The sequence below is a fragment of the Amycolatopsis sp. NBC_00355 genome, from assembly GCF_036104975.1.
In the GTDB taxonomy this organism is placed as follows: Bacteria; Actinomycetota; Actinomycetes; order Mycobacteriales; family Pseudonocardiaceae; genus Amycolatopsis.
This window is the reverse complement of record NZ_CP107982.1, coordinates 1,380,885-1,396,851: the sequence shown is the minus strand read 5'-3', so window position 1 is coordinate 1,396,851 and position 15,967 is coordinate 1,380,885. Positions and strand designations below refer to the sequence as shown.

Annotated in this window: 5 protein-coding genes; all 5 read left to right on the top strand. The window is 74.2% G+C overall.

Translation table 11 applies throughout. The features are described from left to right. Window positions 1-11: 11 nt before the first annotated feature. From OHS18_RS05410 to OHS18_RS05390, 5 genes are read left to right on the top strand one after another with little or no spacing between them, the layout of a single operon-like run. The gene (locus tag OHS18_RS05410; RefSeq protein ID WP_328616159.1) at window positions 12-4,553 is read left to right on the top strand and encodes a DUF6603 domain-containing protein; all 4,542 of its coding nucleotides are present in this window, start codon (window positions 12-14) and stop codon (window positions 4,551-4,553) included. Between the two features lie 20 nt (window positions 4,554-4,573). Then, window positions 4,574-5,746: a Kelch repeat-containing protein gene (locus OHS18_RS05405; protein WP_328616158.1), complete on the top strand. Its 1,173-nt coding sequence runs from the start codon at window positions 4,574-4,576 to the stop codon at window positions 5,744-5,746. Next, window positions 5,743-8,928, top strand: coding sequence for a hypothetical protein (locus tag OHS18_RS05400; protein ID WP_328616157.1), 3,186 nt, complete (start codon window positions 5,743-5,745; stop codon window positions 8,926-8,928). Before OHS18_RS05405 ends, OHS18_RS05400 begins: the two co-directional genes overlap by 4 nt. Further along, window positions 8,925-14,156 carry a hypothetical protein gene (locus tag OHS18_RS05395; protein WP_328616156.1) on the top strand — a complete coding sequence of 1,744 codons (5,232 nt, stop codon included), beginning with the start codon at window positions 8,925-8,927 and terminating at the stop codon, window positions 14,154-14,156. The genes OHS18_RS05400 and OHS18_RS05395 overlap by 4 nt, the downstream gene beginning before the upstream one ends. Continuing rightward, the gene (locus OHS18_RS05390; RefSeq protein ID WP_328616155.1) at window positions 14,149-15,915 is read left to right on the top strand and encodes a hypothetical protein; all 1,767 of its coding nucleotides are present in this window, start codon (window positions 14,149-14,151) and stop codon (window positions 15,913-15,915) included. Before OHS18_RS05395 ends, OHS18_RS05390 begins: the two co-directional genes overlap by 8 nt. Window positions 15,916-15,967: the final 52 nt, after the last annotated feature.

Here is a 15,967-nt window from a genome sequence, read left to right as displayed (position 1 = left end):
GGAGGCACCGGATGGCACTGACCGTCGAAACCCTGATGCTCGAAATCGGACGCGCGTTCGCGCCGCTCGAACAACGCCTTCGTGGTGGCGAAATCCCGCTCCTGTTCGCCGAGATCGGGCTGCCCGCGCCCGACGTCGTGCTCGGCGCGCAGGCCGTGCAGAACGCCGTCGGCGGCGCCGCGACCGCGCTGAGCACCCTGCCGCGCGTGGTGACGGACCTGGCCGCGGCGATCGACGCCCGCGACACCGCCAAGATCACCGCGGCGGTGGCCGCCGTGGTGCCGATCGTCGAGTCGGTCGCCACGGCCGTCGACGTGGTGTCGACCGCGATCACCGCGGCGGCGAGGACGGCGGGTCCGGGCCGGGCCGAGGTCGAGGCGTTCGCCGCCGAACTCGCGCAACGGCTCTTCGGCTTCGCGCTCATCACCTACCTCGAAGACCGGCTGCCGGTCGCCGGGTACCTGCTGGGCCTGCTCGGGATCCTCGAGTCGACGCCGCTGGCCGCGACGCCCGCGACGCCGGCGCACGTCCGCCGCGTCCTGCGGGTGGACCGGGTGACCGCGCTGCTGCGCGACCCGGTCGGCGTGCTCGCCGACCTCTACGCCTGGGGCAGCCCGGAGTTCGACTGGGACCTGCTGCTGCGGCGGCTCTCGATCTTCCTCGGCGCGGTCACGGACTTCGCCTTCGTGCAGACCGGCCCGCCGCCGTTCCTGCGCATCGCCGGGGTCGACGTCGGCGTCACGGATGATCCCGTCCCCGGTGTCGACGCCCAGTTGCGCCTCGCCGCCGACGAGCACCTGGACCTGACCATCCCGATCGGTGACACGGTCGCGCTGGTCGTGACGTCCGACGCGGCGCTGGAAGAGAAGGCCGCCGTCGAACTGCTGCCACCGGCGCAGCTGCGGGTCGTCCCGCCGGCGGCCGAAGTGCGCGGCGGGGTGCGGCTGGGCCTGCAGGCGCCGTACGCCGACGGGGCGCCGCCGATCGTCGTCCTGGGCACGGCGGGTGGTTCGCGGATCGAGGCGCGGCGCCTGCGCGCGACGGTCGGCGCGGATCTCGTGTGGAACCCCACCGAGCGGCGGGCCGACGGCGCGCTGGTGTTCGAAGCCGCCGTCGAGGGCGGCAAGGTCGTGCTGGACCTGGCGGAGGCGGACGGCTTCATCAGCACCCTCCTGCCCGCCGGAAAGCTCGAGTTCGACGTCGACTTCGTGCTGACGTGGTCGTCCGCGACCGGGTTGCGCTTCAAGGGGTCCGGCGGCGCCGAGGTGGACGTGCCGATCGACCTCAGCGCCGGGCCGGTGACCCTCACCGGCCTGCACCTGGCGCTGCTGCTGGGGGCCGGCGGCGTCACGTTCGAGGCGTCCGGCTCGATCACCGCCCAGCTCGGCCCGGTCTTCGCGGCCGTCGCGCGGACGGGTGCCGTGCTGCGCCTGGAGCAGCCCCCGAGCGGCGGCAGCCTGGGGCTCGCCGACTTCACCGTCGGGTTCAAACCGCCCACCGGCGTCGGCCTGTCGGTCGACGCGGGCGGGATCTCCGGCGGCGGCACCCTTTCGTTCGACCCGGACCGCGGCGAGTACTCCGGTTCGCTGGAACTCGAGTTCGCGGACTTCCTCGCGCTGAAGGCGATCGGGCTGATCACCACGCGCCAGCCGGACGGCTCGCCGGGCTTCTCCCTGCTGATGGTCCTCACCGCCGAGTTCGGCAGCGGCATCCAACTGGGGTACGGCTTCCGGCTGCTGGCGGTCGGCGGCCTCATCGGGCTCAACCGCGGGATGAACCTGGCCGCGCTGGTCGAAGGCGTCCGGACCGGCGCGATCGAATCCGTCGCGTTCCCGAAGGATGTCGTCGCCAACGCGCCGCGGATCCTCTCCGACCTGGCCCGGTTCTTCCCGCCCGAACAGGGCACCTTCCTCATCGGACCGATGGCCAAGATCGGCTGGGGCACACCGACGCTGGTGAGCATCTCGCTGGGGGTGATCATCGAGATTCCCGGCAACATCGCCGTGCTCGGCGTCCTCAAGGCCGCGCTGCCCACCGAGGACGATCCCCTGCTCGTGGTCCAGGCGCAGTTCGTCGGGGCTCTGGAGCTGGACAAGTCCCGGCTGTGGTTCTTCGCGAAGCTCTTCGACTCGCGCATCCTGACGATGACCATCGACGGCGGGATGGGGGTGCTGGTCGCGTGGGGTGACAACCCCGACCTGGTGCTGACCGTCGGTGGGTTCCACCCGGCTTACCGGCCGCCGCCGCTGCCGTTCCCGATCCCCGACCGGCTGTCGGTCGACATCCTCAACCGCGCCAACCAGCTGATCCGCGTCTCCGGGTACTTCGCCGTCACCAGCAACACGGTCCAGTTCGGCGCGAAAGCCGAGCTGAGGCTGGGGTTCAGCGCGTTCCGCGTCGAAGGACACCTCGGGTTCGACGCGCTGTTCCAGCTGTCCCCGTTCCGCTTCGCCATCCACATCGGCGCGCACGTGACGCTGAAGGCGTTCGGCGTGGGCGCGTTCGGGATCGACCTCGACTTCCAGCTCGAGGGCCCGGCGCCGTGGCGGGCGCACGGCAAGGGCTCGATCGGGTTCCTGTTCTTCTCGATCTCGGCGAACTTCGACATCACGTGGGGCGAAGACCGCGACACGACGCTGCCGCCCGTCGCGGTACTCCCGTTGCTGGCCGGCGAAATCGGCAAGCTCGAAGGCTGGGACACCCGGTTGCCGTCCGGGGACAGCCGCACGCTGGTCAACCTCCGGCAGCTGCCGGAGACCGGGGAGATCGTGCTGCACCCGCTCGGCACGCTGTTCGTCCGGCAGCGCGCGCTGCCCCTGGGCGTCCGGCTGGACCGCGTCGGCGGGCAGAAAGCCTCGGACGGCAAGCGGTTCACCGTCAACCCGGTCGGCAACACCGGCCTCAAGCGGGTGTCGTTCACCGGCGACCGGTTCGCGATGGGGCAGTTCCAGACCCTGTCCGACGCCGCCGCGCTGTCCCGGCCGTCCTACGAAACGCAGGACGCCGGGCTGGAGCTGACCGCCGATGCCGCCCTCGCGACGGCTCGCGTCGTCCGCCGCAGCGCCCGCTACGAGCTGCACCTGATCGACAGCGCCGCGACCCCGCGGCTCACCAGCCTGGCCGTGCCGCAGAAGCGGTTCCACAGCGTCAGCGGACCGGTCTTCGACGAACTCACCCGCGGCAGCAGCACCAGCCGGGCCGCCCTGTCGGCCCGGCAAGCCGCGCAGAAGCAGCCGTTCGCGGCGCAGGACACCGTCCGCGTCACCGAGCAGCGGTTCGTCGTGGCCTACCTCAAGAGCAACCGGCAGGCGTTCCCGCCCGGCTCGATCGCGCGGCCGGGCCGGACCACCGTGACGACGTTCCGCAGCCGGGCGACCGCCGAGGACGCGCTCGCGGACTTCGTGGCCGCGGACCGCGGGCTGGACGGCCTGCTGCACGTGATCCCCGCCGCCGAGGCGGTGGGCACCGCCGGCGTCCCGGGCACCTGGTCCGCCGCGGGTGTCCTGCCGGCTCCGGTGTCCACTGTGGACGCGGTGCCGCTGGCCACCGGTCGCGTGCTGCTCGCCGGCGGGACCGGTCCGGACGGCGCCGCCGTCGCCACGACGACCCTGTTCGACCCGACCGCCGACTCGTGGGCCTCCGGACCGGCCCTGGGCACCGCCCGCCGCGGGCACACCACGACCCGGCTCGACGACGGCCGGGTGCTCACGGCCGGCGGCCGCGGCCCGAACGCCGTGCTCGCGACGGCCGAGGTGGCCGACCCCGCCGCGAGCGCGTGGAAGCCGGCGGCGCACCTGGGTGTCGCCCGGCACGGCCATTCCGCGACGAAGCTGAGCGGCGGCCGGGTGCTGGTCGCCGGCGGCAGCGGTGTGCGGGCCGGGCAGGACGACGGCGCCCTCACCGCCTGCGAGGCGTTCGACCCCGACACCGGCTCCTGGGCGGCACTGCCGCCGATGACCGACGCGCGCACCGATCACCGGGCCGTCCTCCTGCAGAACGGCGACGTCCTGGTCGTCGGCGGCGCGGTCCCGTGCGGGACCGGCCGGCGCGGGCAGCTCGCCTACTGCGAGGTGTTCGACCGGGCGAAGCAGGACTGGGTCGTCACCGGCAGCCTCGCCCAGGCCCGCACCGGGCACCAGGCAACGCTGTTGCCGGACGGCACGGTCCTGGTCACCGGCGGCGACGCGGTCGTCGCGCCCGACGGCACGTTCGACCCGCACGGCCTCGCCACGGCCGAGCGGTACCACCCGAAGGACGGCACGTGGCGCGCGGCGGCCCCGATGCCGGGTGGCGGGCGCACCGGACACCGGGCCCTGCTGCTGAGCTCCGGGGTCGTCCTGGTGACCGGCGGCACCGGCGCCCCGGAACGGACGGCGGGCTACCGCTCGGCACTGCTCTACGACCCGGACCAGGACACCTGGACGACGGTCTCGGGCCTGCTCACCGGCCGCTCCGGCCACGCCGTCACCGAGTTGCCCGACGACCGGGTGCTCGTCGCCGCCGGTGTCGGCGGCCCCGACCCCGCCGGAACCGGCGAGGTGCTCATCCCATGACGTCAGCGAAGGAAACCACGATGACCACACCCACCGCGCCCGTCGGCACCTGGACCGGCGCCCCCGACCTGCCCACCCCCGCCGCCTGGTACGGCCAGCACGACGGCGCGGTCGCGCTCGGCGACGGGATCGTCCTGGTGGCCGGCGGGGCGGACGCCGGCGGCACCGCGCTCAGCACCGCCGCGACGCTCGACACGACGTCCGACCCCCTCGGCGCGTGGACCGCGACCGGCACGCTGCGCTCACCCCGGCAGCTGCACACGCTCACCCGCCTGAAGGACGGGACCGTCCTCGCCGCCGGCGGCCTCGGCGGCTCGTCCCCCACCGGGCCCGGGCTCGGCACCGCCGAGATCTACCACCCGGACGGCAACCAGTGGACCTTCACCACGGGCCCGATGCTCACCCCTCGCTGGGGCCACAGCGCCGTGCTGCTGGACGACGGCTCGGTGCTCGTCGCCGGCGGCAGCGCGGCCCGCCCCGGCGGGAGCGTCACGGCCCTGCGTTCGGCGGAGCGCTACACCCCGGGCGACGGCAAGTGGCACGAAGCCCCGGCCATGACCGACGCCCGCACCGGGCACACCGCCGTCGCGCTCGACAACGGGATGGTCCTGGTCGTCGGCGGTGTCCTGCCGGTGGGCGTCCCCGACGACCCCGCGCTCGCGTTCTGCGAGCTGTACGACTCCGTCAAGAAGCTCTGGGCCCCGACCGGTTCCCTGCTGCGCGCCCGCCGGCACCACCAGGCGACCGCGCTGTCCGGCACCACTGTGCTCGTCACCGGCGGGACCGCGCCGGGCTCGCCGGGCACCGCGCCGTACGACCCGTTCAGCCAGCGCGCGGCCGAGGTGTTCGAGCTGGGCAGCGGGAAATGGACGGAGGTGAAGCCGATGCCGGCCGGGCGGGCGTTCCACCGCGCCGTCCCGGTCGGCCCGAGCCGGGTGCTGGTCGTCGGCGGGGCCGCGAGCGACCGCGACGAAGCCGGCTACCGCAGTGCGTTCGTCTACGACGCCGGCGAAGACGAGTGGACGCCGGCCACCGGGCTCGAGACCGGGCGGTGGTCGTTCGCCGCCGCGCCACTCGACGACGGCGGCGCGGCGATCGCCGGCGGGGTGCTCCGGTCCGGGCTGGCCGCCGCGGACCCGGCCGTCACCGAGCTGACCCCGGCCACGGAGCTGTTCGCCGGCGGTGCCGCGTGAGCGCGAACGCCTACACGTTCCTGCCCTGGCTGCGGTCGGGGATCAGCACGCAGGTGACGACCCCGCCGCAGGCCGGCGTGCGGGCCACCGTCAAGGTGCAGCTCATGGTGTCGGGTGACCCGATCACCGGGCACGACACCCTCACCCAGCCGGTGAACCGCGACGTCCAGCTGTACGGGCCCGGCGACGTCGTCGGCGTCGACCCGCGGGCGATCTCGCGCACCGAACCGCGGCCCGGCGTACCCAACGTCGAGCCGAACTACCTGGCGCACATCGAGTTCTCCGAGGAGGACTTCCTCTGGCGCTACAGCCCGGCCGCCGCGGACGGGCACACCGCCCGGCTCACGCCCTGGCTGGCGCTGGTCGTGCTCGCCACCGGCAGCGAGTTCACCGAGGTCCCGGCGACCGGCGGGCCACTGCCCGCGATCTCCGTCGCGGACCCGGCCGGCACGCTGCCGCCGGCGGACCAGCTCGGCGCGTGGGCGCACGTGCACGTCAACGGCTCGCTGGCCGACCCGGTCGCCACCGACGGCACGGTCGCCGCGCTGGCCGCGCTCGCCGAAGTGGTGCGCACCAACGCCGACAACGCCTGTTCCCGGCTGATCTGCCCGCGTCACCTGGAGCCGGGCACCGCGTACGAGGCATTTCTGGTGCCGACGTTCGAGTCCGGCCGGCTCGCGGGGCTCGGCCTGGACCCGGCGGTGGCGCCGAACGCGCTGTATTCGAGCTGGGGCCCGCACTACGCGAACCGCCCGGCCGAAGGCGTCCTGCCGTACTACCACCGCTGGGCCTTCGCCACGGGCACCGCGGGCGACTTCGAGTTCCTGGTCCGGCTGCTCCGCCCGCAGGCCCCGGATCCGCGGATCGGCCGGCGGGACCTCGACGTCCACGGGGATCCCGGCCTCGACCTGCCGCCCATCACCGACCAGGGCGGGGTGCTGCCGCTGCGGGGCGCGCTGAAGGTGCCGGAACGCGCCGGCGACCCGATCGACCCGGCGGACAACTGGGACCACTTCGTCGACACCGGAGAAGCCCCGCCCTACCCGCACCCGTTCGAGCAGGCCATGGCCGGCCTGCTCAACCTGGCCGACGACTACCAGCGCCACGAGCCGGAGGCGGCCCACGCCGCGAGCCTCGCGGCGACCGCCGGCCCGGACCCGGTGATCACGCCGCCGCTGTACGGACGCTGGCACGCGCTGACCACCCGGCTGCTGGACGACGAGGACGGCAACCCGGCCTCGCCGGAGGTCCTGCGCGGCTGGCTGCACCGGCTCAACCTCGACCCGCGCTTCCGGATCGCGGCGAACCTCGGCACCCAGGTCGTGCGCGCCCGCGACGAGGAGCTGATGGCCGCGGCCTGGGCCCAGGTCGGCGACGTCCTGGTCGCGAACGGCCGGATCCGGGCCGCCCAGCTCGCCCGCGAGGTCGGGAACGTGTTGCAGGCCAAGCACATCGACCCGCCTTCCGGTGGTGGGCCGGCGGCGCTCGCGGCCGCGCCGGCTTCGGCGCCGGGCCGGTCGCTGACGCTCACCGCGCCCGCGCATTCCCGGGTGACGACCGCGGCGAGCAGCGGAAACTTCGCCGCCGCCGCCGCGGGCGCGGCCGGCCCCGCCGCCGATCCGGCGAACCAGGTCGCCGTCGGGTTCCGGGTGGCCAGCAGCCGGGTCGCGACCGCGCCCGTGTCGCCCGCGATGCGCCGCATCACCCGGCCCGGCTCGCGGCTGATGCGCACCCTGCCCTTCCCCGGCCAGTCCGCGGCCGCGCTGCTGTCCAGAATGGACGCTCCCGTCGACCCGGTCGTCGCGGCGCCGGTCAAGGTCACCCCCGGTGCGCTCGTCACGCCCCGGGACCTGGTGGCCACCCTGCACCCGACCCGGCCACCCGACGCGGATCCCGTCGGTTCGCTGCCGCTCAGCCCGGACTTCGTGCTGCGCGGTATCGGTACCGGGCCCACCCCGCACGCCGGTACCGCCGACAGCGCCGAGGCGCAGCGGTTCAAGGCCGCGCTGCGCGAACTCCACCAGGGCTTCGACGCGGGCGTCGCGGTCGGCCACGTCAAACCCGCGCCGCCGCTGGACCTCGTCGAGACGACCACCTCGGTGCTCAGTGGGCTGCGCGCCGACGAGACCGTGCCTCGCGCGCTGCTCGAAGGTTCGGTCAGCCTGCCCGAGCGGCTCCGGCCGTTCGCCGCCGCGTTCATCGAGGCGATGGCCTATCCGGTGTTCGACGTGCCCACCTACCGGACGCTGCTGGACACCTCGGTCGACAGCCTCGTCCCGAACCTGAGCCTGCTGCCGCCGAACTCGATCACGCTGCTGGCGAACAACCGCGAGTTCATCGAGTCCTTCCTCGTCGGCCTCAACCACGAGATGGCCCGCGAACTGCTGTGGCGGGAGTACCCGACCGACCAGCGCGGGACGCCGTTCCGGCAGTTCTGGGACCCGGTCGCGACGCTGCCCGTACCGGACGAGACCGCCGGGCAGCGGCGGGAGCGGGGCTACGACATCCCGCCGATCCACGAGTGGCCGCCCACGACCCCGTTGGGGGACAACGAAAACCGGCGGCCGGACGACCCGCGCCCCGGTGGCCCGCAACGCGACGACCTCGTCCTGGTCGTGCGCGGCGAGCTGCTCAAGAAGTACCCGACGGCCGCGATCTACGCGCAGCGCGCGCAGTTCCCCGGGAACGACCCGAGCCGGCCCCGGGAGCTGGTGGACCTGCCGGCCGACGGCCTGCCGTCGCCGGAACAGGTCCGGCTGCCCCGGTACGAGGCGAAGGTCGAGCCGGACATCTACCTGCTCGGCTTCGACCTCGACGCCGACGAGGCGCTGGGCACGCCGGGCGTCGACCCCGGCTGGTTCTTCGTGCTGAAGGAACGCCCCGGCGACCCCCGCTTCGGCGTCGACGACGGGCCGCCCACCCACGTCGAGGTGTGGAACGACCTCACCTGGGACGACGTCGACCCCGGCCGGAGCGGGTTCCTCGAGCTGGACCCGGCCGTCCAGGTCGCCCTCGGCGACTTCGACCACTCGGGCGACGACCGCGAGAAGCAGGACCAGCGCGCCGAAGACGAGAACCTGCCGCTGTGGTTCTCGGGCCTCGGTTCGGCCGACCTCGCCTACATCCTTTTCCAGGTCCCCGTGATGGTGGCCGTGCACGCACAGGAGATGTTGCCGCGATGACCGCCTTGAGTGACGACTTCCCGGTCCTGCTCGGGCCGGTCCGGCTCGAAACCCGGTTCACGCCGACCGAGCTGCTGGTGCGGGTGTTCCCCGACGAGTGGTCGGTGGACAAGTTCGAAACGAAGCCGACGGCAGCCGAGATCGGCGCGGTCGACGCCTACTGGACCGCCCGGTGGGCCGCAGCGAAACGGCCGGTCCCGCTGGACGCCGCGTGGCGGGAGCTGACCGGGCGGGTGGCCGCGGGGCGCGCCGCCTGGCTGCTGACCACCCGGGTTCCCGCCAACCCCGCCGACGAGCCGAGCGGGCTTCCCGCCACCACGGTCGTGCTCGTCGTCCGGAGCACGGCCGCGGTGGCCACGAACGATCGAGCACCGACCGTCGCCTACTGGACCGCGGTGTGGCGCGCCCACGGCGACCGGCTGCTGCTGCGGCAGGCCGACGCCGCCCTGCGCGTCGCGGTCGGCGGCAACGACACCCGCGCGAACGCGATCCGCGCCCGCCGTCCGTCCGGAGTGGACGGTGCGCCGGTGACCCCGGGCGACGACGTGTCGGTCGCGTTCCTCGTGCTTGCGGCGCCCGCCGCGAACAGCACCGCGGCGGATTCGTGGACCCAGCCGGCGCGGGCCGGGCTGCTGCCGGACCGCTTCCAGGTGCGCGGGTACCTCGGGGGCCGTCAGGTCGTTTCGGTCACAGGGGCGGCGGTGCCGGCGACGCTGCCGGTCAGCCCGGACCCGCGCGCCACCGCCGCCGCCGACCAGATCAGCGTGAACGAGCAGACCGGGGCCCTGCACGTCCCGGACGAGCTGCGCTGGCTGACCGACTTCGACCGCGCGGTCGCGGTCGGGATGGGCGTGCGGATCCCGCTCACCGACGAGATCCGCGGCGGGCTCGACCGGCTCGTCGCGTTCGGGCTGCGCGAGCAGTCGACACCGGTCAAGACCGCGACCGACCTGGCCGAGCTCATCAAGCGGCAGCTGCGCAGCCCGGACGGGTTCAGCCTGCTGCCGCAGGGCACGCCGACGAACAACACCGACGCGCTCGACGCCGGGCAGGACGCGGAAGACGAGGCCGCCGCGGCGCTGCGCAGCACGACCGGCGCGGCCGCGGCGGCGGCAGCGGACTGGACGACCCGGACCGACGGCCGGGTGTTCGCCGACCTGCTCGGCCTCGACGCGGGCGTGCTCACCGGGATGCCGAACGCGGACGGCACCGACCAGCGCGACGCGCGGGCCGCCAACACCGCGCTGTGGCCGGCGACCTGGGGCTACTTCCTGCAGACCGCGCTGAACCCGCTGCTCGGCCCGGCCGCGGTCGCCGCCACCCGTGACTTCTTCCTGAAGTACGTCTCCGGCCGCGGCCCGCTGCCGGCCGTCAAGATCGGGCGGCAGCCCTACGGCATCCTGCCGACGACGGTGTTCTCCAAGCTCGCCTACCCCGACTCCGCCACCCACCGCCGTGGGCTCAACAAGGTGCTGACCGCGGTGGGCGTGGACTGGACGGCGGCCGTCGAGCGGGTGCCGCGGCTGGACCCGGACGCGGCCGACCCGCACCAGCGGTTGCTGGACCTCCTGGCGCTGCACCCGACCTCGGCCGAGTACCACCAGCGGTACGCCCAGAGCGTCGAGGACCTCTTCAACCGGGAGAACCTCGGCGGGCTGGGCTCGACCGTGCTGCCGGCGCTCGACGCGCTGGGCCTGCCGGGCCCGGTACGCGCGCTGCTCGCGCGGTTCGGCGAGAGCACCGGCCGGGACCCGGACCTGCTGCGCCGGCTGTTCACCGACTTCCAGCAGCCAATCCTGGCCCCGCTCGTCGACGACCGACCGCTGTCGGAGACCGACCCGATCCGGGACTACACCCCCGACCACAAGAACTACGTGCGCTGGCTGGCCGACCTGGCCGGCGGCGACCCGGCGGCCACCGACCTCGACGCGATCCGGCTGGAGCTCGGTTTCACCGACGACACCCCGCCGGCGGCGTTGCTCTACCTGTTGCTGCGGCACGCGGTCCTGCTCGGCTGGGACGACGCGGCCCGGGCCCTCGCGGCCGCGGCCGGCGTGCCCGATCTGTCCACAGCGGACTCGCCGTTCGTGCACGTCCACCTCCCGGCGGACGGCGAGCCGACGGCCAGCGAAAGCCGGTTCCGGCTGCTGTACTCCCCCGCGCCCGCCGTCACCGGCGACCAGCAGCAGCTGCTCGTCGACTTCATCCCGGGTGTCCTGCACCAGCCCGGGCCGACCGCCGCGCTGGCCGAGCAGGTCACCGCGCTCGGACTGCTGGCCGGCCTGCCGACGGCCAAGCTGGAGCGGGTGCTCGCCGAGCACCTCGACCTGGCCGCCTACCGCCTCGACGCCTGGCGGCTGGGGCTGGCCACCGAACGGCTGGCCGAGCTGCGGTTCGGGCCTGGCGGCACCGGCACCGCGAAGCCGGGGCTGCACCTCGGCGCGTACGGCTGGCTGGAAGACGTCCGCCCGAGCACGGACCCGCTCACCCCGGTCACCCTCACCGGCCCGCTCGCCACGGTGTTCGCCGGCGGGAAACCGTTGCTGCACGACGAAAAGAACGAAGGCTTCGTGCACACACCGTCGCCGGGCCACGCCCGGACCGCGGCCGTGCTGCGCGCCGGCTACGCCGCCAACCGCACCCCCGAAAACCCCGGCACGTTCGCGGTGAACCTCGGTTCCGGACGTGTCCGCGTCGCGCTCGGCATCCTCGCCGGGATGCGGCAAGGCCAGTCGCTGGGCGCGCTGCTCGGCTACCGGTTCGAGCGCGGCCTGCACGACCGCCACGCCGAAGCCGAGGTCGACAAGTTCATCGCCGGGCTGCGGCTGAAGTTCCCGCTGCGCGCGGGGAAGATCACCGAGACCGCGGCCGAGCCGGACAAGATCACCCAGGTCGAGGCCGGGAACGTCGTCGACGGTCTCGCGCTGGTGCGGCACCTGGCCGGCGCCGGGGTGTCGCAGACCTACCCGTTCGACCTCGGCGGCCTGCTCGAGGCGAACGCCGACCAGGCGAAGGCGATCAGCGACGAAGCGGCCCTGCTGCTGCAGGCCAACGACGCGGTCGCCGACCTCGCCGTCGCCGAGTCCGCCCACCAGGCGCTCGCCGGCAACGTCGAACGGGCCTCGGCGACCCTCGACGCCTACGCCAAGGACGGCCTGCCGCCCGAGCCCACGGTGATCGAGACGCCGCGCAGCGGCACGACCCTCACCCACCGGTTCGGCCTGCGGCTCAAGACCGGCCTCAACCCCGGCGGCGGGGACTCGCCCCGCGCCAAGGCCGAGCCGGCGGTCGACGACTGGCTGCCCAGCCTGCTGCCCCCGTCGCGGTCCGTCGCCGCGCGGGTCACCTGGACCGACGTCAAGGGGAACCCGCACCACCACGACGTCACCCAGGACGAGCTCGACCTGTCCCCGATCGACCTGCTCTGGGTGGTGCGGCCCACCGGCGACCCGGCCATGGCCGAACTCGACGACCGGATCATCGGGGTCGTCATCGACCGGGAGCACCCGAGCGCGGACGCCGAGCTGACCATCCGCTATACCGAGCGGATCGACGGGAAGATCACGTTCTTCGAGCTGTCCCCGCTGATCACCGCCCTGCGGACGCTGCTGACGACCGGACGGCCGCTGCGCCCGACCGACCTCGTGCCGGCGGCCGGAACCGCCGCGGTGGACCGGAGCCTCGACGACGCCGTCACGGTGCCGAGGAAGCGGCCGGAAGCGGTGCAGGACGCGCTCGACGACCTCGTCGACGACGTGGCCGACTACATCGACGACGTGGCCCGGCTGTACCCGCCGGCACCCGCGCAACCGCGACGCGCCGAGGTGCTCGATCGCATCGACACGCTGCTCACCCGGTACGCCGGGCTGGTCACCACCGCGGCCGGCTTCGGCGTGGTCCGCAGCGGCTGGGGTGAGCTGATCGCCTGGCGGCGCGGGGTCGCCACGGCCGTGCTCGCCGCGGTGACCGCGACCACCGACCGGATGGCCGGAGCGCTCGCCGCGGCCAACACCCTGCTCACCGCGTACGACGCGCTGCCGAAGTCCACTCCGGACACCGAGCGGATCCGGGTGCTGCGGCAGGCGGAACGGCTGGTCGTCACGACGCCGGCCCTGGATCCGAAGACACCGCCCGAGTTCCGCACGGCGGTCCGCAGGAAGCGGGACGACTTCGCCGAGCGGCTCAAGGACCTGAAGGCGATCCCCGCGGCCGAGCGGCCGACGCTGAGCGAACTGCTCGACGACGTCGGCGACCTGCTGCCGCTGACCGCCTTCGACCCCACCGGGCTCGACCTGACCGCCACCCGGGACCGGGTGGTCGAGTTCGGCCGGGAACTGCTCACCCGGGCTCGCGCGCTGCGCACCGAGATCACCGGCCGGCTGACGGCGGCGGACGCGGCGCTCACCGCGTTCGACCACGCCGAGACCGCGCCGGACCACGCCAAGGCCGCCACCGAGGCGCTGCAGGCGATGCTCGGCACCGACGTCCTCGTGGTGCCCGAGTACGCGCTCCCGAAACAGCTGGCCGAGGACCTGCACGACGCCCTCGACGACAGTGACGACCTGGTCAAGCACCTGACGCAGGCGCCGGTCAACCGGGACTTCCCGGTGGACGACTGGCTGCACGGCATCGCCCGGGTCCGCGACCTGCCCCGGCTCTGGGAACGCGTGGTCCTGCTCAGTGACGCGCTGCGCGGCGACGACGGCCTGCTCGGTGGCAACGCCGACAAGGACGAGGAAACGCGCCTGCAGCCGATCCAGCTGCCGCGGCGGTCCGGCGACCACTGGCTCGGCATGGAGTTCGCGACCGGTGCCGACCTCTCCGAAGACCGGTTGCTGTTCACGGCGCACTACGCGACCGAGCCGTCGCGCAACGCCGGCAGCGAGTGCGGCCTGCTCTTCGACGAGTGGACCGAGGTGATCCCCGCCGAGCGGGAGACCACGAGCATCGCCGTCCACGCGGACAGCCCGGATTCCGAGCCGCCGCAGGCGATGCTGCTGGTGACCCCGCCGGTGAAGACCGGGACCTGGGCCGCCGACGACCTCGTGGCCGCCGTCAACGAAACCTTCGACCTGGCCAAGACGCGGCTGGTCGAACCGGCGCACCTGGACGACACCGGGTACGCGCAGCTCCTGCCGGCCACGGTGCTGTCGGCCACCCGGCAGCCGATCACGATCAGCACCGACCTGGCGATCGCCAACTCCCGCTGGAAGGCAGACCATGAGTGAGCCCCGTATCGCCGATCTCGCCGGCGCGCTGACCCGCCGCGAAAACCCGACGGTCGGGGTCTGGAACCGGCTGGAAGGCCGGCCGCGCACGACCGACTTCTCCCGGGCGTTGCGGGCCGAAGTGCGTGACCCGCTGTGGCTGCTGGCCCGGCAGTGGCAGCTCGGCGAGTTCCAGGGCAGCGACGCCGGTTCACCGGTGACCGCCACCTACTCGGTCACCGCGAGCGCGCCGGGCCGGTTCCGCTCCGACGTCACGCCGGACGGGTCACCGGGCCCGCTGCCGCCGGACCGTCCACTGGAGACGGTCGCGGAGCGCCGGCCGCTACCGTTCGCGTTCGGCGCCGAGCCGATCTCGTTCGACCTGCGCCTGGCGCTGGGCCGCCGGTGGCTGCGGCTGCTCGCCCGGTCGTCGTCGGGGCTGCGGGACTCCGCCGGGCAGTTCGTCACGCTGTACCCGATCGCGGCGCCCGGCCCGGACGACGCCGCGCTGCTCGCCCACCCCGAGGTCTGGGCGGCGACGCTGGCGGTGGCCGGCCGCCGGCTGGACGGTTACCTGCTCTACCAGCACGTCAAGGGAGGCGGACGCGCCTCCGACGGGGTCCGGCGGCTCTCGCCCCAGGAGCGGACCCAGCTGGACGCGCTGGGCTCCCGGCTGACCGGCTGGTTCGACGACCTCATCGACCAGCCCGGCGGCATCAAGCCGGACCGGCCGTCGGGCGACTCGGCGTGGGACCCCCGGCGGCTGGAGCACCGGTTCTCGATCGGCGCCGGCGGTCAGGTGCTGTCCGCGGCGGAGTACCCCGGCGGGGAGCTCGACTGGCACGCGTTCTCCGCCGCGCCGGGGTCGCTGGGCAGCACGCCGGCGCCGGTCACGCTCAACCGGACCGTGTTCCCTTCGCCGGTGCGCTATTCGGGCATGCCGCTGCCCCGCTGGTGGGCGGTGGAGGACGGCAAGACGAACTTCGCCGCGGTCACCCCGGACAGCACCGACCTGGCCCGGCTGATCTTCCTCGAGTTCGCGCTGGTGTTCAGCAACGACTGGTACCAGCTGCCGTGCGACCTGCCGGCCGGCACGCTCGCGTCGGTCCAGGGCCTGTGCGTGACCGACGTGTTCGGCGAGCGGCGCTGGATCACCCCGGCCGGCGCCGCCGAGCACTGGTCGATGTACACCCTCGGCGGCGGCCCCGGCATCCTGCTGCCGCCCGGCACCCCGAAGGTGGCGACCGGCCCGGCGCTCGAGGACGTCGCCCTGGTCCGCGACGAGAGCGCCAACCTGGTGTGGGGCATCGAGCAGACCGTCCGCACGACGACCGGCGAAGGCCGGGCGGGCGACGAGATGGCGGCCGAATCACTCGCGTTCCGCCGCCGGCAGCACCAAGCTCCGGCCACGGACGACGCGCGCGCGCCGATCGCGTACGAGGTGATGAGCTCGGTGCCGGAGAACTGGATCCCGTTCATCCCGGTCCACGTACCCGGGGACAGCCGGGCCGTCCAGCTGCAGCGCGCGGCGATGCCGAGTGAGGTGGACGCGAGCCTGATCCGCCCGAGAACGGCGTTGCTGCGCGAGGGTTTCGACCACGGCGACTCGTACTTCGTCAACGAGGAGGAGGTCCCGAGGACGGGCACCCGCCTGACGGTGGCGTACAACCGGACCCGCACGAAGACCGGCCGGGTGGCGCTCTGGCTGAGCGTCCGCCGCGACGTCGGCCGCGGTGAACGCTCGAGCGGCCTGTCGTTCGACCTGGCGAAAGGAACGTGACCGGGCAACACGGGAGGTCCCGGTCGCGCACGCGGCCGGGACCCGCTCCGGG